This is a genomic window from Bacillus sp. TE9106W (assembly GCF_054062215.1).
In genome coordinates, this window is the sequence record NZ_JBSSFA010000004.1 from 369,320 (window position 1) to 391,352 (window position 22,033).

A 22,033-nucleotide genomic window follows, 5' to 3' on the forward strand; every position below is an offset into this window, starting at 1 on the left:
TTTTCTTATTTCAATTTGAATACCATTGCTTCATACGGACGTAATGGTATGTTTTCTATCGGTCCATTCTCTACGTCGTAATTGTGTATGAGTAACTCTACTTCACTATAACTAATGTCCTCAGGCAATTCAAATATACATTCTTCCGCAGTAAAGTTTGCAATAACAAGAAGTTTTTCATCTCCATATGTTCTTACGTATGCAAAGATAGATGGATTATTCTCCAATATTAAATCATATGATCCATACACAACTATTTCATTATTTTTGCGTAACTCAATTAATTTTTTATAGTAATAAAAAATTGAATCGTTATTTTGAATCGCTTGTTTCACATTAATCTCTTTATAGTTAGGATTTACCGTAATCCAAGGTTCACCTGTTGTAAATCCAGCGTGATTTTGATCATCCCACTGCATCGGTGTTCTAGCATTATCTCGGCCTTTTATATAGATAGACTGCATCACCTTCTCTATATCTTCACCGCGCTCCATAACTTTTTCCTTATACATATTTAACGTTTCAATATCTCGATATTCATCAATCGACTCAAATCGGACGTTCGTCATTCCAATTTCTTCTCCTTGATAAATATACGGTGTTCCTTTCATCATATGAAGTACCGTCGCTAACATTTTCGCAGATTCAATGCGATACATGCCATCATTACCAAAACGAGATACAACGCGAGGCTGATCATGGTTATTCCAATACAGACTATTCCAACCTGTATGTTCTAACGCTTTTTGCCACTTCGTTAAATTCTCTTTTAAAGTAAGGAGTGAACATGGTTTTACATCCCATTTTCCACCTTCTCCTGAATCTAAATCCATATGTTCAAATTGGAATACCATCTGCAGTTCTTTTCGTTCTTCCCCAGTATACAATTTCGCTTCTTCTGTCGTTACACCAGGCATTTCACCAACCGTCATAATATCATAATGAGACAATACTTCTTCATTCATTTCATGTAAATATTTATGAATGTTTGGACCGTTCATAAAATGCTTATGACCTGAAACATACCCCTCTTCTTCTGTTTCAACAGTTGGTAATCCCTCTTCTTTAGAAATAAAATTAATAACATCCATGCGGAAGCCATCAATTCCTTTTTCTAACCAAAACTTCATCATTCCATAAACATCTTGTCTTACCTTTTCATTATCCCAATTTAAATCTGGCTGTTTTTTAGAAAACAGATGTAAATAATATTCATCTGTCATTTCATCATACTGCCATGCTGATCCACTAAAAGCTGCTCCCCAGTTATTCGGCTCTTTTCCTTCTTTTCCAGGACGCCATATATAGTAATCTCTATATTTATTATCTTTTGATTTACGTGATTCAATAAACCAATTATGTTCATCAGAAGTATGATTAACAACTAAGTCCATCATCAGTTTCATATTACGTTCATGCATTTCATGTAATAGCTCATCCCAATCTTCCATTGTTCCGAACTCATTCATAATTTTACAATAATCACTTATATCATAACCATTATCATCATTTGGAGATTCATAAACTGGCGATAACCAAATCACATCAATCCCTAATTCTTTTAAGTAATCTAACTTTGAAATAATACCGCGAAGATCCCCGATACCATCACCATTGCTATCCATAAAGCTACGAGGATAAATTTGATATACTACACTTTCTTTCCACCACTGTTTTTCCATTATGCTACCCCATTTCATTCATCATTAGATTTTCTCTTTTTAAGGCGCAAACGTTTTCATTAATGAATGATAACAGATTCTATCTGAATTTAAAATAGCGCTTACAACTTTTATTCTTATTTTTCTAAGAAAACAGATGAAACTTAATAATATTCTTCTAATGTATGAAAACGTTTTATTTTTTTGTTTATTTTTTGAATCTATTCGTTTATAATGAATTCAAAGAAAACGTTTGCATAATTATTTCTAGGGGGAAATACCATGGCAGAACTGAAATTAGAAAACATTTATAAAATATATGATAATAACGTAACAGCTGTAACAGACTTCAATTTACACATTCAAGATAAAGAATTCATCGTATTTGTCGGTCCTTCTGGCTGCGGAAAATCTACAACATTACGAATGGTGGCTGGACTTGAAGATATTTCAAAAGGAGAGTTTTCAATTGATGGTAAGCTAATGAATGATGTCCCTCCAAAAGATCGCGATATCGCAATGGTCTTCCAAAACTATGCTCTATATCCACATATGAGTGTGTATGATAATATGGCATTTGGATTAAAACTTAGAAAAATACCAAAAGAGGAAATTGATCGTCGTGTGAAAGATGCAGCAAAAATTTTAGGACTAGAACAATATTTAGATAGAAAACCGAAAGCTTTATCAGGTGGACAACGTCAACGTGTTGCGTTAGGTAGAGCAATCGTTCGGGACGCGAAAGTATTCTTAATGGACGAGCCTTTATCTAACTTAGATGCTAAATTACGTGTTGCAATGCGCTCAGAAATTTCTAAGCTACACCACCGCCTTGGAACGACAACAATTTATGTAACGCATGATCAAACTGAAGCAATGACAATGGCTTCCCGTCTTGTTGTTATGAAAGACGGAAAGATTCAACAAATCGGAACTCCAAAAGAAGTATATGAAACACCTGAAAACATTTTCGTTGGTGGATTTATCGGCTCTCCAGCGATGAATTTCTTCCGCGGTAAATTAACTGAAACCGATTTCGTTATAGACAATGTAACAAAAATTAAAGTAACTGAAGGAAAAATGAAGATATTACGTGAACAAGGCTATGTAAATAAGGATATTGTTTTAGGTATTCGTCCTGAGGATATTCATGATGAGCTACTATTTTTAGAAGCTTCACAATCCACTGCCTTCACAACAAAAATTGAAGTTGCTGAGTTATTAGGTGCTGAATCTATTTTATATATGAAACTTGGAAATCAAGATTTTGCAGCACGTGTTGATGCAAGACATACTTTCTCACCTGGTGACCAAATTAAACTAGCATTTGATATGAATAAAGCACATTTCTTTGATAGCCAAACCGAACAACGCATTCGTTAAAAAATAATTTTCTACAATATAGCATACAAAAAAACCGTCCACATATATTGAGGGCGGTTTTCATTATTATCCGAGGGCTTCTACTGTATGAAATGATTGTCCTTTCGTGCCAATAATACCGAAAATCGGTAAGTCACTCAGCACCACTTCTTCTTGCTGTTTCATAAAAGATGACGTTAATTGTTTTATCTCTATCCATACGTCATTAATACAAAGTACATTGGAATCGTTCTCTTGTTGGCGTGAAAATATAGAATCTATTTTATATAAACCAGCATTTTGAAAAAGCATATCAATGCGACTGAATGCATTCAAAGTAATACTGATAACGCGTTGCCAATCTCCTTGTTTTTCCATATCATAGGATACAAAAAGTGCTTCTCCGCCTAGATTCGTAATTTCCTCCACTGTTGCTTGTCCACTTTCTTGATCAATGTCCGTCACAATTACTTTTGCGCCTTGTTTAGCCAACAAAAGAGCTGTATTACGTCCAATACCGATGCCACCGCCAGTTACGATAGCAACTTTTCCTGCAAGCTTCATTTTCATTACCCCTTCTATAAGTCTTACCGTCATTCAGTATACTCCTTTATGAGATTAGTCTGCAAGCAAGAAAAGTTGCTTATTTATTTGTAAGCGGTTACTTTTTTACTCCTTCTTTTTTCTTACTATTACGTTGATCGAACACTAAACCGATGAAAATTAAAATCCCCCAAAAGATTACGCTACCTCCAGTCATTTTAAATTCCCCCTTATTATATAAAGATATTATTTTAATTATTATAACATTTTCTTAATTTTCAATCTATTAAATTCGAAAATGATATAGATTAACTTTTCCTTATTATATATCCATTAAAATATATGTGTATAACAAAAAAGAGACCTTTTTATATATAAAAAGGTCTCTTTTTTGTTATACAAGACTTATCACTTTCGTTTTTGTAATTAAATCCTGAAAACCACAATTATCTTTGCGGAATAACATCATATATACGTTACATAATATCGGAATTCCAAGTAGTAATATGTTCGGTAATAACAATACAAAAAATCGAATCGTTAATGTTTGTAGTGTTAACTTTTCACTCTTCAATGAAATTAATTTTATTCTCGTTACCTTTTTACCAAGTGTAACACCGTTCCAAATAAAGGGTAGCAAAATAAAATATATCGCCATTAATATAAAAACTACTGCGAGATCATATCTATAATCGCCAAAACTAATATTAAAACGATTAAAAATAGCACTATAATTTCCAGTCATAACAGCTACTACTGCACCATACATAACCGAGATTAAAAACATGTCAATTAGGGAAGCACCTATGCGATTCATTACAAGCGCTGGACGATGCATCTTTAACTTCATTTTATGTCGACTCCTTCATATCCTTCTTTACCCGTCTCATCGTACCACTTCTAAAAAACATTGTAAACTAGCGTTTCTTGTACTTTTCTTGTACAATGTGTTACAACAGCATTGTAAAGGAGGTTCCCATATTGAAAAAATGGATAATCCTATTCGTCGCATTCCTATTAGCCGGTTGTGCTGGAAATACAAATCATATAACTTATACGATTAACGATGAATACGAACTCATACGTACTTCTGGAAATGCCTTTGAACTTTTCCCCACGCAAGATGCTGTATACGCCACACAATACATTCCTGCAAAAATTACAGACATAGCTTGGGATGATAAATACATTATTGCAAAACAAACCGAGGAAAAGTCAGATCCGAATAATCCTGACGCAGCAATTGCAAATAAAAAAAGTGAGCATTATTGGATTATTGACGTAAAACATAATAAACGTTTTGGTCCCTATAATGAAAAGCAATTTCATGAACAAAAAGATGCTTTTAAAATTAAAGTTCCTTTCCAAAGTATAGATGCATACATAAAAGAACACAAAAAACAGTCAGCATAATATTGTAAGTGCTGACTGTTTTTTTCTTACATGTTTTTAAAAACATCTTACTCAGAAAGTGAAATATTAAAAGTTTGTGGCTCTTTTACAACATCTTGCGCTTCTGCATCTCCTGCCACTGCGTTATCTGTTGTAAACTTAATATCCTTTACTTTCTCTTTTCCATCATCAAGTATTAATCCGATAATACCCTCTCTTGTTTCACCAGGCTTATAGTCTTCTCTTGATACATTTTTTGTACCAACGAGTGTATCTTCATCATATAAAAAGTTTTGCGTTGCTACTTTAAAATGTTGCTTATCATTAATCACCACATCATTCATAGAGAAAAATTGCATATTTTTATTCCCGCTATTTTCCACCTTATATGTAATTTCAACATAACGAATCGTATCACTAATCTCTGTTCCACTTAGCGATGCATATAACTCCGCATCTTCTTGACTTACTTTATCTCCTAATCTACGCTTTACTTCTTCAGGAGTTAATGCCGTATATACTTTTAATGTATTTTTTGCATCTTTACTCATCTGTGATAAAGAGATTACTTTCACATCTTGTACGTGAATTTTCATTGGTGCTACTTCAAATGTTTGATTTACTGAATGAATCTGCTCTAACTTAAAAGTACCCCATCCAGTTTCTTTCACTTTTTGCCCTACTTTTTTTAGCTCACGCCCACCATATTCTTTTGTTTCAGGAATAGATTCTTTCTTTTTTGGTTCAACTTTCTTTTCTTCTTGATGGAAGCAACCACTTAACATAAGAAGAAAACTACATAAAACAAAAATACTTTTCCATGCTTTCATCATATAATTCTCCTAACACTATCATTCATTAATATCAATTAGTCCTTTGCTTTGTAAACTATAGAAACAATGAATAGCCCACAAAACGAACTTGTCAGTCCAGATACTATTATACCCCCTATTTGGAAAATATGAAAATAGGGATCTACGAACGCGTGCACGATAAATATAATAGCTGCCACAACAAGTACCGAAATCCAATATTTCATTTTTTCCGAAGCTATAATCATATCTTTTCCTGTTTCATCTTTATACTTCCATAATACGTATAGTAGCAATAATAGACCAACACATGTACTCCCATGTTGCATATATTTATAAATAGAGATACCGTACCATTCTCTTTGCAATAATGGTATTTTCATAACGAAATAGCCTGTCTTATGAGTGAATGCATCCCAAATAACATGCGTTAACATACCAAATAATGCTGAAAAACAAAATACAAAGAATTCCTTCCCTGTATCTAGCCCCCACTTCTTGTCTACTGTATATGTATAATAGCCAGCAAATGGTTTAGGTAAATGTGTTATAAAAGGCTTTTTTAAAATGTAATGATATATGTATGCTAACAAGAAGACAAGTGGTAAATTTAAATATAAGAACCCAAGCCACGTATGCCCAATTACACCATACGGTCTAAAGTGTAAGAAATATTCAAAGTCAGGCGCCATACTCCCTAATATAAGAGCCGTTACTGAAATATGTTTAGAATGCTTTTTCGCAAAAGGAAGAACTGCTGCTGGATGTGCAAATGTAAACGGCATGTTTTAGCTCCTTTTCAGAATTACAATAGATTACATACTATCATAACGACATGAATAATCTCCATGCAATATTTATTTTCACATTGGAATATGATAGTTTAAATGATATAATCCACATAAATATTCAGAAAACAAGGAGGGGGTTCACGTGTCATTAACACTTGTCTTTTTTCTTGTTCTGTTTACCTTGTTTTTAAGTACATACATTGGCTTCTATCTATGGAAGCACTACAAAATTATAAAATATATACCTGCTCTCGTTGGTTTTATAAGCATTCTTTTTATTTTCATATGGAAGAGAATGACTTTCGGCTGGGAAGGTCTTGGCTTTGGCGCACTTCAATATACAATACTATTTGCAAGTTGTCTTACCCTTGTATTTGCTGCCTTTTTAGAATCAAAATCCGTTATGAATTGAGGTTTCTATATTGATTGACGTACCTTTCTTAAAAAATGTCACATTAAAAAAAGAAAATATCCCTAGTTTCTCCGCATACCCTTACTGCTTACCCGCTATCCGAACATTACAATCACTAGCTTTCCACCCAAATGTAACATTCATTATTGGAGAAAATGGAACGGGTAAATCAACATTACTCGAAGGAATTGCAATTGCGTTAGGTTTTAATGCAGAAGGTGGAACGAAAAATTTCCGCTTTAGCACAAACGATTCCCATTCATCTTTACATGAATACCTTCGAATTTCCAAAAGTTTCAATACACCAAATGACGGTTTCTTTCTTCGTGCCGAATCATTTTATAACGTTGCTTCTTATATTGATGAAATAGATGCTATAAAATCTTATGGCGGTGTTTCGCTGCACGAGCAATCCCATGGTGAGTCATTCTTCTCCTTATTTATGAATCGTTTTTCAGGACAAGGTTTATATATTTTAGATGAGCCCGAGGCCGCTCTATCACCGATGAGACAACTTTCTATGCTCATTCGAATGCATGAACTAGCGGAACAAGGTTCACAATTTGTTATCGCAACGCATTCTCCTATTTTAATGGCTTATCCTGAATCCACTATATATTCTTTAACACAAGAAGGAATTCACGAATCCACATTAGAAGAAACAGAGCATTATCAAACAACAAAACTTTTCTTTGAAAATCGCGATCGATTATTTCATCATTTATTTGATTCTTAAAAAAAAGAAGCAGCGATTGCTGCTTCTTTTTTATAGTGCTTCTATAAATAATGCTACTCCAATACCGCCGCCGACGCATAGAGAGGCAATTCCTTTTTCTAACCCGCGTCTTTTTAATTCATGAATTAAACTTACAGTAATACGAGCTCCTGTACAACCAATTGGATGTCCAAGTCCTACACCACTACCGTTTACATTCACTTTTTCACGATCTAAACCTAATTCTTTCTCTACAGCTAAGTATTGTGCAGCGAAAGCTTCATTAATTTCCAGTAAATCTGCATCTTCTAATGACCAATCTACTTTTTCTAATCCTTTACGAATTGCTGGTGCCGGTCCAATACCCATAATTTTCGGATCTACTCCAGCTACTGAATATCCAACAATTCTAGCTAACGGTTGTAAGCCTTTTTCTTTCGCTTTTTCTTCGCTCATTAATACTAGAACCGCGCTTCCGTCATTCAGGCCAGATGCATTCCCTGCCGTTACAGATCCATCTTTACGGAAAGCTGGTTTTAACCCAGCTAATTTTTCTGCTGTAATATCAGCACGTGGATGTTCATCCTTCGAAAATACTACTTCTTTTCTACGTTCTTTTATTGTAATAGGAACAATTTGATCGTCAAAGTATCCAGACTCGATTGCCTTCAGTGCCAATGTATGACTGCGAAGCGCAACTTCATCTTGTTCCTCTCTTGTAATTTCATATTGTTCAACTAAATTTTCCGCTGTTTCCCCCATCATAATATGATGAATCGGATCTTCTAACACTTCCCACACCGTATCACGAATTTCTCCGTGTTGTAGGCGTTGTCCCCAGCGGTGTTGTTTCAATGCATAGGGGCTTGAACTCATTGCTTCTACTCCACCTGCAACAACAACTTCACTTACACCTAATTGAATTTGCATTGCAGCCGACATAATTGCTTGCATACCTGAAGAACATTGGCGTTGGATTGTATAGCCCGTAACTGTGTCAGGAAATCCTGCCGCTAATGCAGCCGTTCTCGCCGTATTTGCTTCATCAGTTCTTTGAATACAATGACCTAAAATCACTTCATCCACTTCGTGTGGTTCTACCCCGCCTCGTTTTACAGCTTCCTGAAGTACAGGAACAGCTAATTCTACTGGCGTTACATTTTTTAGCGCTCCCCCAAAAGTTCCAATTGGCGAACGAACTGCAGCTGTAATAACAACATTATGCATTTTGCACTTGCCCCTCTCTTATGTACCCTAGTCAGTTTTTAGGTGAAATTCCATAAGATGTATGTCTACACCTATCATACTATAAACATACTAAAAAATCAAAATATTTAATATAATAAAAATAGAAGGAATTAACCTTCTATTCTGTTAATGCGTATAGAAATTTTTGTAAAATTTTCTCTGTTGTTTTATTCAAATTCGGTAACTTATCTACCGGAAAATATTGAAGCTGTAATCCTTCATGGTCAAGCCTTAATTCCCCGCTCACATGATGTCCCTGATACAGATGAATGACATTAAAAATTTCATCTCCATTTGGATATTGGAAGTACACTTCTTTTCCCGAAAGAACCCCGATAAATTGCATAATTTTCGCATTTAGTCCCGTCTCTTCAAATAGTTCTCTACGAGCAGTTTCTTCTGTCGTTTCTCCTAGCTCCATCGCTCCACCAGGTACACCCCAATCATATGTATCTGAACGATATTGAAGCAATACTTCTTGATTATCATTTAAGATAATAATTGCTGATCCTACTAGAATAAGCGGCCTTGTCCCAACGACTTTGCGTAACTCTTCAATATACCCCAATATGTAAACTCTCCTTTCCTCACCCTCCCTTATCATAACAAAATTTTTCTCCTTTTGTTGATGTAATTTTAAAGAAAAAAAGGAAGCTTTCGCCTCCTTTTTTCACCTTTATTTCTTAAAACTTTCATATTTTACAGCTTCAAAAGCTTCTTCTATTTCATCATTACGATAATGGACATATGTAAAACGCCCTAATTCTACTAATCTTGCTATTTCTTGTAACGCTTTATGTTGCTCATATGTTTCCTCAAGCTTAATATGTACATAAAATTTCATTAATGGATGTTCGTATAAAGGTTCTCCCACCTCTACATATACATCTTCCACTCCTTGTACAACTCTTACATAACTTGCAAATTGATAAAGAGCTTCTCTGTCTGAAACAATTTTTAATGTATACATATATTCTCCCCCTTTCCTTTACTATATCAAAAAGACGGCCAAACCATGTTATAGAACTATGAAATTTTTTCGACTTGTAATAAACAAGGCGTTTATCCATACATAGGATCTTTTCCCGACATATATTATAGGAAGAATTTTTTCAGTTGAGGTGTTCCTTATGGATCCATACGTCAATATATGTATTTGCATTACTCCAGGCGCCGATATTTCTGATGACCGTGTTGCAAAAGATTTAGCAGTTGCAGAGTCAATTTGGCACCCGATTACATTTCAAATTCAAGAAGTAATTGTTTTAAATGAACTTTTCCGCTTTTCTGACCGTGAAATTAGTTATAAAGATTCTATTCAAAGTCAGGAAAAATTAGCATCCTTTTTTCAAACTTGTGTAAATGAAGCTCCTGAATGCGACCTTTACATTTGTTATATTGGCAGTGATTATTTCAAAGAAACAGCAGTAATTGCCTGTGCTTACTCTTTAGCGAAACAACAGCAACTTACTGGTTATATCGTTTTAACAAATTCAGCTGCCCCCATGAAAAACGTCTATACGCTCGCTCACGAAATCGGTCATATTTTATTTACAAGACGTGTTCACGGAAAACTTACTCACGCTGATCCCCATTCCCCAACTGGCTCGGAGCATCATCCTTCTCCAACAAATCTTATGTATCCGATCGTCCCTCGCCCTGAAAATGTCCATATTCAGTCTCTATTAACGAGCGAACAAAAAGCACTCTCTTTACAAAGCTCTTTATTGCAAAGAAAAAAACAGTAACGATTTTGTTACTGTTTAAAATAATATATTCCAATCAATAAACCAAATTCCGGCTGCTAGAAGTAAAAATAGACAACTAAATGTAATCCCTCTAAAAATCCCTATATAATATTTCTTTGGAAATAATTTTTGGTATATCCAGAGCAGCCCTCTTCCAATTAAACTGAAGAACAAAATATATCCTGATGTGTCATCTAGTAAAGTATTGAAATAATCATTATGTATCCTTTTGGTGAAAGTGGTATAGAACCCTAATATTGCTAATCCTAGAAACATAATAATTAATATACCTATAAATATATTTTGCATATTTGTACCCCTCTTAATAGAAAATTCCGTTTGCTAATTGTTTGCTTGTTACTATCGTACAGCTAGTTTATACTTTTTCGTTCTTCATTCTTTAAATACAAACAGATTTAATAGTGGTACGATAACAGCCAATATTCCAATCCTGCCAAGTATGTACGCTTTCCCAATTAACAATACTAATAAGAAAATTCCAGCTAATATATAACTTTGTATAGTAGTTAATTGGGTTTTCTGGTGTAAGAACTTCGAAACACTTGCAATGAATCTCTAAATCTTGGACATACTGATACTATTACTCTAAAAAAGAGGCATAATCAGTATGTCCAAGATTTGTTCAAATGGAAACATCATTAACCTGATATTATTTTATTAACGGTGAGGTGGTATCTACGGTACACACTTAGTTTTCGTGATTTGGTGGAAATGATAGAGGAATAGGGCTTATCCATAGCTCACACAGCCATTATGGTTCTCGATTGGATAAACAAGTCCGTCGTCGTCCTAAACCAATCAATGACTCATGGAGAGTGGACGAAACGTACATCAAAGTAGAAGGCCAATGGATGTATTTATAGCGTGCCGTTGATTCAAAAGGGAATACCATTCATTTTTACCTTAGTGAATCGAGGGATACCAAAGCAGCTAAGTGCTTTTTAAAAAAAGCCTTGGCTGCCTTTCATGTTTTAAAATCTCGGGTGATAACATTTAATAAAATCCAGCTTATCCAGTAGCCATTCAAAGACTAAAAGACGCACAAAAGATGCCTAAAGGCATTCAAATAAGACAAATTCGTTATCTGATCAATATCATTGAACAGAATTCATTAAGAAACGAGTACACTCCCTGCTGGGATTCAAGTCAATTCAAACCGCTACTTGTATATTAAGTTGTGTTGAAGCCATGCATATGATGAAAAAAGGGCAAACCCAACAGGGGTGAAGTCAGCCCAAAATCAAAAAGAATTTATCCATAAACTGTCGGCATTAGCTTCATAAGATAGCAAATTAAAGAAAACTAACACTTTATGTTTCTAAGGGGGCGTTTTTACATCAGTACCATATTCTATAATTGCCCTACCATATAAACCGATTCATCTTGAATAAATAGTATATAGTCTAATAACTTATTAGTATTTTCACACAAAATCTTCTCTTCTTTCTATTAAATTACTTTCAGTGCTTAAATTCCCTTATTCGCTATTTGTAATTTCATGACTTTTTCATATCCTTTAAAATCAATAACTTTTTAAATATTTATAACATTTTTGATCCGATTGAATATATATCTGAGCAAAAATGATTTCTTCTCGTAGTTGATTTAATTCTGATATAGGCTCTGTTTCCAATGAGCTATAAATATCAACTAGTTTTCTCATTATTTTTATATCTTGCAAAATATGATGAATACTTCGAGATGTATTTTTTTCTCCATAATTCTGTATTAGTTCATTTACTTCTTGCATAGAGATTTTAAACTTAGCATCTATTATTTTAATAAACCTCTTTGTTTCTAAATCCATCTCGTTCCCTCCGAATTTAAAGTGATAATTTATTTTATTAGATTGACACAGTTTTATATTTAACTATCATCACTGTCAATTTACGAATGCTGTGATAGAAAGTAGATACAATAAAATGAAGTTCTTCAAAGAAGGGTGTATTCATATATAATCCAAGGGGTTGTAACAAAAAATTCTCTAATAATATGTGATATAATTATATTACCTTAGCTAAATCTTAATGAATTTTATCGATTCTTTCTTATTTTTATGGATTCATACGTCATTCATTCTTAATTATTTGCCAAAATAAATAAATTCTTTACTGGTGGTCTTCCAATGGAGTGATACTCGATTACATGCTTTTTCACTTCATCTAGCATATAACAATTACGACCATCAAATACAACTGGATTTTTCATTAGCGTATTATAATATTCCAAGGGTATATTCCGAATCTCATCCCATTCAGTTAAAATAAATGCAGCATCAGCTTCTAGTAATGTATCCCGTATGGAAGTTGCAAACTCAATCTTATTTCCTAGGATTTTTTTTGCACTTTCCATAGCAATTGGATCATAAGCTACTACTTTTGCCCCGTCTTCAACTAATTGTTCTGCAATAATAATTGAAGCTGCTTCACGCATATCATCAGTTTTAGGTTTAAACGATAGCCCTAATAGCGCTATTTTTTTATTTTTCAAACTACAGAAACAAGAACGTGCTTTTTCAATAAGCCTCCTTTGTTGCTCATTATTAACATTAATAACAGCTTCTAGCAATTTAAACTTATGTTCAACATTACCCGCAATCTGGACTAACGCACGAGTATCTTTCGGAAAACAAGCCCCTCCGTAACCAATTCCTGCATTTAGAAATTTCGAACCAATACGAGTATCTAATCCCATACCATAAGCTATATCTTCGATATCAGCTCCCAATTTCTCACAAATATTCGCAATTTCGTTAATAAAACTAATCTTAGTTGCTAAAAATGCATTTGAAGCATACTTAATCATCTCAGCGCTAAAGATATCGGTTTTAAATACTGGTAAACCAAATGGCCTATTTATTTCTTCCAAAATCGAAGCTGCTCTGTCACTCTCGGCACCAATTACAATACGATCTCCATAAAATGTATCATGAATAGCAGATCCCTCTCTTAAAAATTCGGGATTTGAGACAACCTCAAAACAAATTTTCTTCTTTAAGTTGCTTTTAATCCATTGCTTCACTTTATTATTTGTACCAACTGGAACTGTACTTTTTATTACAATAATTACACCATCACGAGAAATATTTTTGGCTATATCTTTTACTACTTGTTCTACAAACTGTATATTCGCAGAACCATCCTCATTTTGTGGTGTACCAACAGCAATATAAATTATTTCAGCATTGGAACAAGCTTCAAATTTACTAGTAGTAAAACTCAAACGATCAGCTTTTATATTCTTAATCATTAACTCATCTAATCCAGGCTCATAAATTAAAGAATTTCCTAATTTCATATTCTCAATTTTGTTTCTATCTATATCTAAACAAGTAACTTGATGTCCGATTTCCGATAAACAAACCCCTGTTACTAAGCCAACATATCCAGTTCCAACCACAGCAATTCTTTTCACGATTATCTTATCCTTTCTCTTTGAACTACTTTATCCTTATATATATTCCGCTTGCAGGTAATACTGCTATTTATAAGGAATTTCAATCAAAACTTTGTGTCTCTGAACTTATCAAAAAATCAGTATTATATATCATAGCTCAAATCCCAGATTTGCAAAGAAGTATATCGCAAAACGTACAAATGAACTAGATATCAATTTTGGTATTTATAAGAACATGAAGTAAAGTAAGAGAAACTAGCTACAATCAGGTTATAATTTTTTCTAAATCACTTTAAATATATAATAAGTTAAATAAAGTTATTTTCCCTTAGCAAATCTACATCTGTGAGGCCGACTGGGCGTTTTTCTAAAAAGATTAATTCACTCCTTTAAATCTACATATAAAAATACAAAAACCGAACAATAATGTGACTTGTGTTTTACGATTTAAAGAATTAAAACAAATAAAGTGAAACAAGTTCATTAAAAACACGTCATTCCATGTGAATTAAATCGTTCATACAACTACCATTGCTTTAAGTGATACAAAGTTCGTTTTTGACAGCGAAAAAGTATAGAATCTTACAGTATATTAAGTTCATATATATTCATCCGTTTTTAATTAAGGATAGCTTTACTTAGATCCTCTATAGACATGATTTTCTAAGTAAAGCTGTATTATATATCTTTTAATACAAATTAAATAATGATAAACAACTTACATTCCAAATCCTTCAAATCACTAGCCAATTTATGTTTCTATTAATATATTGCTTATATTAGAAATTTATCTAATACTTTTTCAAGAAATACTACAGAATATATTGATATCTCCATTTATTTTGCCTGTGTAGACTGAGATACAATCGTGCTCCATACTAAATCAACCCATTCTTTTATTTTGTGGCTTTGATTATGCTCCTCGGCCTTTTTTATTCTAGCTTCTATATATTTGTTATCTTGTTCCCATTTTAAAGCTTTCTCGCATCCATTAATGAAATCCTCTATATCACTTTGTGCAAGGTAATACACTCCTTCCTCCTCATACTTCTGTGTTGAAGGCAATCCGGAGCCAACCATCGGAAGATCTGTAGCAAGATATTCAAAAAATTTTTCAGGAAACACAGCTTTGTTGTATTCCATTGGCTTGTACGGCAACAAACCAATATTTAAACCATACAATACATTTGGTAATTCATCATATGAACGTCCCCCCATTGCATGCACATTTGGGAAATTCAATAGTTTCTGTAAATCCTCTGGTACACCAAATGGAGCAGGACCTATCAGCACAATATTATAGTCAGGTCGCTTCTCAGCAAGGCTACATAACAATCCAAAATCAACTTTCTCCTTCATTCCACCAACAAAACCAAGACGTGGATAAGGAATATGGTCCAACTCAGTTTCAGTAGGGGGAATAGATAAATGGAACCGCTCGAATTCAACCATATTCTCAATTACATGAGCCGAACGAGATGCAATATTTTTAATATAGTCCGCTAAATATTCAGATGAAACCACCAAAACATCTGCACATTTAATAATTTTTATTTCATCAGGAATACCATCGACTTGTTCATCCGTGGTCCATGATTTATTCCATAGATCACTACAATCGTAAGTAATACAATCCCAAACTCGCAACTCTGATAGTTTTGAAAATTCCGGGAATGTAAACCAAAGAACATTATGTGTCTCTTTCTCTAACTCGTCGTCAATTATTGTAAACAAAGCTTCCTTGTTTTGAGAAATATGACTTGGAACCCCATATTCACAAATTCCATTTGGCAATATGTTTTTCTGAATTTCCTTGACTGTCTCATCTCGTATACAATATATCCATGTGACTTTTTGAGTACTTGGAAGACCCAACAAATATTTTGTCAATTTATGACGTCGATAGTGTAATCCACATTCTCCTTGCCATGGAGAGGGAGCGATCAGATAATAAGTGTACATAATATATTCTCCTTATTGGGTTAGTTTTTCACTAAATCATACGTTCTTGTCCGATACATTTCCTTCACAACATCTTCTATGTCGATATCTTCAATAGAAATATTTTTAATCACAGCCTGTTGAGAAATTTCACTAATCAAAACTGGAATTTCCTCATCATGCCTCACCTCAAAAATTAGTTTATTCTCTATTTGACTATTCGGAGTAAAGGAGAGACTGGAATAATTGAGGGACTGTCCTTCACTCAAATCGAGGCTTAACGTTTTCTTATGAGGAATAAATTGCTTCAGGTCTTCCTGCTTACCGTCTAACATGACTTTGCCATGATCAATTAAAATGATACGGCTACACAACTTCTTAATATCGTCCATATTATGCGAAGTCAAGATAACGGTAACATTCTGTTCTTTGTTAATCATACGTAAAAAGTCTTGAATTTTCTCCTTCGCCATTAAATCCAGGCCAATTGTCGGTTCATCAAGGAACAGTAGTGGTGGTGCATGTAAAAGTGCTGCAACAATCTCACCTTTCATCCGTTGACCAAGTGACAATTGACGTACTGGTCGATATAAAAACTCACTTATCTCTAGATATTCCACAAAATAATCAATACGCTCTTTATACAACTCTTTTGGAATTCCATAAACCGCTTGCAATAACTCGAATGATTTAATCAAAGGAAGATCCCACCACAACTGAGTCCGTTGTCCGTATAAAACACCTATATTATAGGCATGCTTTTTACGCTGTTTGAATGGATTTAGTCCCATAACACGAACCTCTCCAGACGTCGGGGTCAGCACACCAGACAGCATCTTGATTGTCGTCGACTTTCCAGCTCCATTCGGTCCAAGATAACCAACAAATTCTCCTTCCTTGATAGCTAAGCTAATGTCATCTATTACACGTTTTGAAGTAGCTTGACCACGTAAGAATGGAACCATACTTTTCTTCTGGTAAACATTATAGTCACGTACCAAATGATTTGCTTCAACTATATTCATTTCTTTATACTCCTCCTAGGGATTATGACCCTGCACTTGAATATGACTTGATACATTGATTCCAAATACTGACACTGAGTGTTAATAAAATAAAAGCTACTACCACGCACCACCAGAATGTCACATTTTTTACAATTGATAACCCGCTTTTGTTCAACAATGTCACACTCGGATAAAACCCAATAAACCCCATAGGGACAATCACAGTAAAAATATATTGAATTGGACGTGAAAAGATATTTAACGGATACTCACAAAAGTTTTCATAACAAACTTCCTTTATCGTAAATAATCCTCGAGCCTGCAATGTTTTGAACGCAGTTGATGCAAGAATTAAACTGATTGATGTTGAAGTAATAAAACCACAAATCAAAAGCACAACCGCCATCATAATGGAGAGAGCATCCCAGTATCTTAAATGAGAACCAGAGTAAAAGAGTGTCCCAATAGCATAGATAACTACACCAATTGTGTTTATATCCAGCCTTCGGGAAACAAACTGGAACAAGGAATTCATCGGTCTAATCAAAATACGATCAAATTCACCATTACGAACAAATGTATCAATGTCATGTACTACAAAAAACACTGTAGTCAGCGAATAACACAACAAGTTAAATGAGATATTGAACAGCATCTCATAAAAGTTCCAACCAGAAATTATGGGGAATTTACTTGTTAAAACCCAAGCAAACAATGTTGAGAAAATCCCATAAAACAAAATACTTATAATGCCTATAAATAAATTGAATGGATACATTAACCTCGACTGGATGTTCGCTTTCTGCAAGATGAAATAAAGCTTAAAATATCTCATATTATTACCCTCCGACAGTAATCAACGATTTTCCTATACACTTCAACATCAAGCGACCCAGCACAACTAATACAAAAAGCCAGGCTGCTTGAAACAATAACGCATCTCCATATTGGTTAGTGTCCGTTACATTCGTTATAATAGAGAGTGGGATATCATAAATCCCACGGAAGGGAAGCCATTGAATAATATTAATAATTGATGATGGAAAATAGGACATAGGAATTACCTTACCTGATAAAAATGTAATTATCAGTGAAAAAAGAATTTCAAGTCCCCAAACCTCAACAAATACAAAAGAAAGTAATCCAACAATAAACCATATAGAAAAATTGATTACAATTGCGAACAATATACTAATCATCATTACCATCCACGTAGACCAGGAAGTCGGCAAATGAACTGGCATGAACAATATAACAATAACCATAACAGGCAAAACAACTGTTAATATGTTCGAAAGCATTTTCCCAATACTCTTAGCAAATATCGTAAATTGATAATCCCAAGGTTTCTGCATATCTAGTATGATGTCACCGCTACGAATTTTATTGCTAATCTCGTATATAATGTCATTTGTGGCATACAAACCTCCTAAAATCATAGAAATTGTAATATACGTTGTCATGTCGATCAGAGACATAGATTGATTTTGTAAATTTGTACCATCTAACAATGTTCCCCAAATTTGACGATATGCTACCAAAGAAATTAAGGTAGCAAGAGCAGAGGTGAGCACATTAAAACTATAAGCCAAATTGTTATTTAAGGTAATTTTAGAAAGAATGGCATACTTATACACAGTCTTCCTCCTTCATTTTTAATATTAAAAATGTTGCATTCTATTCCTTCCTAATATACGGGTATAAGGAAGGATGGCTTATTACGAGCGAGGTGTAGTTGCCACAGAATCCCCAACTGTTCATAAGAACTGTCTGTACATCTACTTTCTGTTTGTTCAATACTACATGCTTCACATTACATTTTGGATCCGGTTCAATCAAACCGACAGTTGGAGGTACTTCCTGCCGCTCCAACGCTCCAAGTCCTGCTGCAATTCCCAAAAAGCCAGAACAGCGTAAGAGATGCCCAACAGCTCCTTTATGTGAACTGACAGGTATGTTTGTGGCATTCGGCAATGTCTGCAAGATTGCTTGACATTCTACTGCATCTCCTTGTTTCGTACCTGTTGCATGCGCATGCACATAGTCAATTTTCTCTGCTTTACTATGCTGCAACGCGGCTGCAATACAATCAGCTATACTTTCTAAATCGAGATCGACCATATTTTTTCCACTACGTCCAATACGAAAGGCGCATCCTTCAAGCCACCCCAGTGGTTCATGACCTCGGGCTCGTACGCTTTTTTCTGATTCAAGTACGATAGTACCAGCGCCTTCGCCAATAATTATTCCGTTACGCTTAACATCAAATGGAAGAGCAATCTCCTTTGTAATTGCACGCAAAATACTCAAACTCGAATAATCATATGTATTTAACACATCCGAACCACAAATTAATGCAATATCAGCCTGTCCATTCATTATTAGGCTATGCGCAAGACTAACACCTTTACCTACGGTAGCACAGGCAGCTGTCACTTTTACTGTAGAATTAATTTGCGGGTAAATCTCGCGAATTAGTGGCGATAGATCCTGTAACCATTCATTACCTCTCATTCCCAAGTCCACCCGAGCATTTGAGTCTCCAATAATTGCTGACAAAAAAGCTGTAATCCGCTTCTTCTCCATTTGTTCATAATTTAACTTAGCTCCAGAAAGTGCCTCCTGCAATGCTAGTGCCAATAACTGCTCAGCTCTTGTCCGTCTACTTTTCTTATCGATAAGATTATCGGGGACCTGTCCTCCCTGTGTATTGCGCAAGTGCGATGTATCAAGATGACTGATTTGTCGAATAACATTCCGTCCTTCAAATAATCCTTCAACAAATGTCTCATAACCAACTCCATACGGTGAAACCAACCCGATTCCACTAATTGCTACTCGCCCTTTATGTTCACTCATTTTCTCTCGCTCCCTTCTCCCACAGTTGTAAACCATATTTGTTCAGATAAACTTTGATTTGCCACAAACTGCGATAAGTGAAGCCTATTTTGTAACCATGTCATAAAGTCTTTCAAGTTCGTTCCATTGGATTTTTCACAACAATGAGTCCATCCCCAATCACGAATAAAACCTATCCCTTTAACTGATTTACAAGCTTTTGGATTCATGACCGCAGCTAAGGTGATTTCTCCTTGAAAGTCATCGCTTTTATCTTCCACATAAGTACGATCTATATGGGCTATCACTATTAGTTCAGCTTGCTCTTCTGCAATCATGTTACAAGCAAACCCTAGCATTTGCAGCCCGCCTGAAGTATCAATTAATGAAGTAGTGGGGCCCATGAAATCACATCGAGTAGCGCATATTGCAGTTGGTAAGCTCGCTTCATATCCAATTGCTAGACTTGGACGAACTCGATTTTTTTTCATGTCCAATTCACGAACATAACGAATAACCTCTGGATAAACCGCGTTTTCAACGTTACATAGAAATCCCCTTCGATTAGGTTCTGGCAGAAGATTATTTTCACTTAATACTTGTAAAAAGCACTCAGTAACTTTTACATACATTTCCTTATGATTGGATAGATTAAGCTGGTGCAGAGTGGTCAGTGTTTTATTTGCCTCTAAAAGAACACGCCCAAATCCCTCATACCTTACACCTTTTGAGATATTAACATGTAAAGCAGCCACTACAGCTCTTGTATTATTCATCCCCCATCACTCCCTTTCATACAACTTCTATTAGGGAAGTAATTCCAACAAAGCTTGTCGGTCTACTTTCCCTGAACTTTTCACCGGCACCTTATCTATGAGGACATACTGATGCGGCCGACTCGGAGCCTCAAGCCATTCTTCAGAATGTTTTCGAAGATCAATAGTCTTTATATCACTCCCTGCTATTGGTACGATGAACGCATAAACTCTGTGACCTTTTGCTCCCTGATAATGTCCTACTACATATGCTCGCTCGACCTGCGAATGCTTGCACAACGTTTCCTCCACAACTTCGGGAATCACATTATAACCATTAACAATCAGGATATTTTTTGTTCGACCTAATAAACGAATGAATCCATCTGCATCAAATTCCGCCAAATCACCAGTAGAAAGCCATCCGTCAGCGTCGATAGCGCTTTCGTGCAAATGTGGTGGCCAGTATCCTGCCATAACGCTCGGACTCTTAACCGACAATTCTCTCTTACCATTAATCTTAACCTCTGTACCTGATAACGGTTTACCAATTGTAGATATCTTCCAAGCAGTTGGACTGTTTAGTGATACATTTGGTCCAGCTTCGCATAAACCGTATCCATCTAGAATCGGAACTCCCAACTCATCCTTCCAATTTTTTGCAAGCGTAAAAGGTAAAAGGTCTCCGCCAGAATCCCAAACCTTTACTCCTTTTAGTAAACTCATCCGATCTCGATCGGATACAAACCAACGATACCAATTTTGCAACATAACTGGCATTGTTTCTACAATTGTTACGCCCCGTGAGTGAATCAGATTAGAAAGATAACGAGGTCTAAATTGTTCTGGGAGAACAAGAGTGCATTTCATTTTTTTCCAAATATTAACTACACTAATCCCATATGCTCCCCAAATAGGTATTGTTAATAAAATCCCTTCTTCTGCGCCACCATATCCCAAATGTGAGATAGTAGCATCTGATTGATATTCGATACCTGTACTCGACCACATCACGAACTTTGGATTATCCGTGGAACCCGATGTTCGACAGATGATTGAAATTTCGGCAGGCAATTTTGTACGAGGCTCTTGTACATCAATTTGGTGTACAACTAGAACTCCATCTGAATTCAGCCTACATAAGGTATGAGCCTGAATATGCATAGCAATCTCTTCTGGTTTCGTCACATTGCCAAGAATTGCAGGAACTGCCCCAATTCGCAAACAAGCTTCATAAATCGCCAAAAAGTATAATGAATCGGCAACTGCCAGGGCGACTATCTGCCTTGACTGCACACCAGCTTCCTTCAGAACAGTCATTGTTTGATCAGTCAAATGTTCTAAGTAAGTTGTATAATTTTTATTTCCAATGTAAATTTTTGATTGCATAA

General features: G+C 35.0%; 24 protein-coding genes and 1 pseudogene. 6 read left to right on the forward strand and 19 right to left on the reverse strand.

Features of this window, described 5'->3' with window-relative positions:
- Positions 1-5 precede the first annotated feature (5 nt).
- On the reverse strand, positions 6-1,682 hold the full coding sequence (gene malL, locus ACVWY7_RS10825; protein ID WP_105989231.1) for an oligo-1,6-glucosidase: 1,677 nt from the start codon (positions 1,680-1,682) through the stop codon (positions 6-8).
- A 261-nt stretch (positions 1,683-1,943) separates the two neighbouring features.
- Here malL and ACVWY7_RS10830 point away from each other — a divergent pair, with 261 nt between their 5' ends.
- Positions 1,944-3,044: an ABC transporter ATP-binding protein gene (locus ACVWY7_RS10830; protein WP_000818946.1), complete on the forward strand. Its 1,101-nt coding sequence runs from the start codon at positions 1,944-1,946 to the stop codon at positions 3,042-3,044.
- Between the two features lie 66 nt (positions 3,045-3,110).
- Here the strand turns inward: ACVWY7_RS10830 and ACVWY7_RS10835 are convergent, their stop codons facing one another.
- From ACVWY7_RS10835 to ACVWY7_RS10845, 3 genes are all read right to left on the reverse strand, one after another.
- Positions 3,111-3,620 (reverse strand): SDR family NAD(P)-dependent oxidoreductase, encoded by a 510-nt coding sequence (locus tag ACVWY7_RS10835; protein ID WP_000218415.1) that lies wholly within the window; start codon positions 3,618-3,620, stop codon positions 3,111-3,113.
- A 64-nt stretch (positions 3,621-3,684) separates the two neighbouring features.
- The gene (locus ACVWY7_RS10840; protein WP_000145657.1) at positions 3,685-3,783 is read right to left on the reverse strand and encodes a hypothetical protein; all 99 of its coding nucleotides are present in this window, start codon (positions 3,781-3,783) and stop codon (positions 3,685-3,687) included.
- 177 nt (positions 3,784-3,960) lie between these two features.
- Positions 3,961-4,416, reverse strand: coding sequence for an RDD family protein (locus ACVWY7_RS10845; RefSeq protein WP_000769088.1), 456 nt, complete (start codon positions 4,414-4,416; stop codon positions 3,961-3,963).
- 131 nt (positions 4,417-4,547) lie between these two features.
- Between ACVWY7_RS10845 and ACVWY7_RS10850 the strand changes: the two genes are divergently transcribed.
- On the forward strand, positions 4,548-4,979 hold the full coding sequence (locus ACVWY7_RS10850; RefSeq protein WP_000758777.1) for a DUF3997 domain-containing protein: 432 nt from the start codon (positions 4,548-4,550) through the stop codon (positions 4,977-4,979).
- Positions 4,980-5,026: 47 nt separating this feature from the next.
- On the opposite strand, the gene ACVWY7_RS10855 is transcribed toward ACVWY7_RS10850, so the two are convergent.
- Together ACVWY7_RS10855 and ACVWY7_RS10860 are read right to left on the reverse strand one after the other, a co-directional pair.
- On the reverse strand, positions 5,027-5,791 hold the full coding sequence (locus ACVWY7_RS10855) for a lipoprotein (protein WP_001984073.1): 765 nt from the start codon (positions 5,789-5,791) through the stop codon (positions 5,027-5,029).
- 35 nt (positions 5,792-5,826) lie between these two features.
- Positions 5,827-6,555: a DUF4184 family protein gene (locus ACVWY7_RS10860; protein WP_456523779.1), complete on the reverse strand. Its 729-nt coding sequence runs from the start codon at positions 6,553-6,555 to the stop codon at positions 5,827-5,829.
- Between the two features lie 148 nt (positions 6,556-6,703).
- Here ACVWY7_RS10860 and ACVWY7_RS10865 point away from each other — a divergent pair, with 148 nt between their 5' ends.
- Both ACVWY7_RS10865 and ACVWY7_RS10870 read left to right on the forward strand, forming a co-directional pair.
- Positions 6,704-6,973, forward strand: a complete 270-nt coding sequence (locus ACVWY7_RS10865) for a hypothetical protein (protein WP_000059970.1) — start codon at positions 6,704-6,706, stop codon at positions 6,971-6,973.
- A 10-nt stretch (positions 6,974-6,983) separates the two neighbouring features.
- Positions 6,984-7,709, forward strand: coding sequence for an AAA family ATPase (locus ACVWY7_RS10870; RefSeq protein ID WP_000567982.1), 726 nt, complete (start codon positions 6,984-6,986; stop codon positions 7,707-7,709).
- A gap of 30 nt (positions 7,710-7,739) precedes the next feature.
- On the opposite strand, the gene ACVWY7_RS10875 is transcribed toward ACVWY7_RS10870, so the two are convergent.
- The 3 genes from ACVWY7_RS10875 to ACVWY7_RS10885 form a co-directional block, all read right to left on the reverse strand.
- The gene (locus ACVWY7_RS10875) at positions 7,740-8,915 is read right to left on the reverse strand and encodes an acetyl-CoA C-acetyltransferase (protein WP_000552083.1); all 1,176 of its coding nucleotides are present in this window, start codon (positions 8,913-8,915) and stop codon (positions 7,740-7,742) included.
- 139 nt (positions 8,916-9,054) lie between these two features.
- Positions 9,055-9,504, reverse strand: a complete 450-nt coding sequence (locus ACVWY7_RS10880; protein WP_000540524.1) for an NUDIX hydrolase — start codon at positions 9,502-9,504, stop codon at positions 9,055-9,057.
- Between the two features lie 108 nt (positions 9,505-9,612).
- Positions 9,613-9,906 carry a DUF3928 family protein gene (locus ACVWY7_RS10885; RefSeq protein ID WP_000288327.1) on the reverse strand — a complete coding sequence of 98 codons (294 nt, stop codon included), beginning with the start codon at positions 9,904-9,906 and terminating at the stop codon, positions 9,613-9,615.
- Between the two features lie 160 nt (positions 9,907-10,066).
- On the opposite strand from ACVWY7_RS10885, the gene ACVWY7_RS10890 reads away from it, so the two are divergent.
- Positions 10,067-10,684: a DUF955 domain-containing protein gene (locus tag ACVWY7_RS10890; protein ID WP_456523780.1), complete on the forward strand. Its 618-nt coding sequence runs from the start codon at positions 10,067-10,069 to the stop codon at positions 10,682-10,684.
- A gap of 15 nt (positions 10,685-10,699) precedes the next feature.
- On the opposite strand, the gene ACVWY7_RS10895 is transcribed toward ACVWY7_RS10890, so the two are convergent.
- On the reverse strand, positions 10,700-10,993 hold the full coding sequence (locus ACVWY7_RS10895; RefSeq protein ID WP_456523781.1) for a DNA-binding protein: 294 nt from the start codon (positions 10,991-10,993) through the stop codon (positions 10,700-10,702).
- 360 nt (positions 10,994-11,353) lie between these two features.
- Between ACVWY7_RS10895 and ACVWY7_RS10900 the strand changes: the two are divergent.
- Positions 11,354-11,988: pseudogene (locus ACVWY7_RS10900) on the forward strand (IS6 family transposase).
- Between the two features lie 239 nt (positions 11,989-12,227).
- Here the strand turns inward: ACVWY7_RS10900 and ACVWY7_RS10905 are convergent.
- From ACVWY7_RS10905 to ACVWY7_RS10945, 9 genes are all read right to left on the reverse strand, one after another.
- A complete protein-coding gene (locus ACVWY7_RS10905) occupies positions 12,228-12,512 on the reverse strand; it encodes a hypothetical protein (RefSeq protein WP_456523782.1) in 285 nt (94 codons plus the stop codon).
- Between the two features lie 272 nt (positions 12,513-12,784).
- Positions 12,785-14,119 carry a UDP-glucose dehydrogenase family protein gene (locus ACVWY7_RS10910; protein ID WP_456523783.1) on the reverse strand — a complete coding sequence of 445 codons (1,335 nt, stop codon included), beginning with the start codon at positions 14,117-14,119 and terminating at the stop codon, positions 12,785-12,787.
- Between the two features lie 819 nt (positions 14,120-14,938).
- Positions 14,939-16,063 (reverse strand): glycosyltransferase, encoded by a 1,125-nt coding sequence (locus ACVWY7_RS10915; protein WP_456523784.1) that lies wholly within the window; start codon positions 16,061-16,063, stop codon positions 14,939-14,941.
- Between the two features lie 20 nt (positions 16,064-16,083).
- Positions 16,084-17,067, reverse strand: coding sequence for an ABC transporter ATP-binding protein (locus ACVWY7_RS10920; RefSeq protein WP_456523785.1), 984 nt, complete (start codon positions 17,065-17,067; stop codon positions 16,084-16,086).
- A gap of 22 nt (positions 17,068-17,089) precedes the next feature.
- Complete coding sequence (locus tag ACVWY7_RS10925; RefSeq protein WP_456523786.1) at positions 17,090-17,884, reverse strand: ABC transporter permease; 795 nt, start codon at positions 17,882-17,884, stop codon at positions 17,090-17,092.
- A gap of 4 nt (positions 17,885-17,888) precedes the next feature.
- Positions 17,889-18,686 carry an ABC transporter permease gene (locus ACVWY7_RS10930; protein WP_456523787.1) on the reverse strand — a complete coding sequence of 266 codons (798 nt, stop codon included), beginning with the start codon at positions 18,684-18,686 and terminating at the stop codon, positions 17,889-17,891.
- Positions 18,687-18,726: 40 nt separating this feature from the next.
- Complete coding sequence (locus ACVWY7_RS10935) at positions 18,727-19,944, reverse strand: beta-ketoacyl synthase N-terminal-like domain-containing protein (protein ID WP_456523788.1); 1,218 nt, start codon at positions 19,942-19,944, stop codon at positions 18,727-18,729.
- The gene (locus ACVWY7_RS10940) at positions 19,905-20,663 is read right to left on the reverse strand and encodes a hypothetical protein (RefSeq protein WP_456523789.1); all 759 of its coding nucleotides are present in this window, start codon (positions 20,661-20,663) and stop codon (positions 19,905-19,907) included. Before ACVWY7_RS10940 ends, ACVWY7_RS10935 begins: the two co-directional genes overlap by 40 nt.
- A 30-nt stretch (positions 20,664-20,693) precedes the next feature.
- Positions 20,694-22,031, reverse strand: coding sequence for a class I adenylate-forming enzyme family protein (locus tag ACVWY7_RS10945; protein ID WP_456523790.1), 1,338 nt, complete (start codon positions 22,029-22,031; stop codon positions 20,694-20,696).
- Positions 22,032-22,033 lie beyond the last annotated feature (2 nt).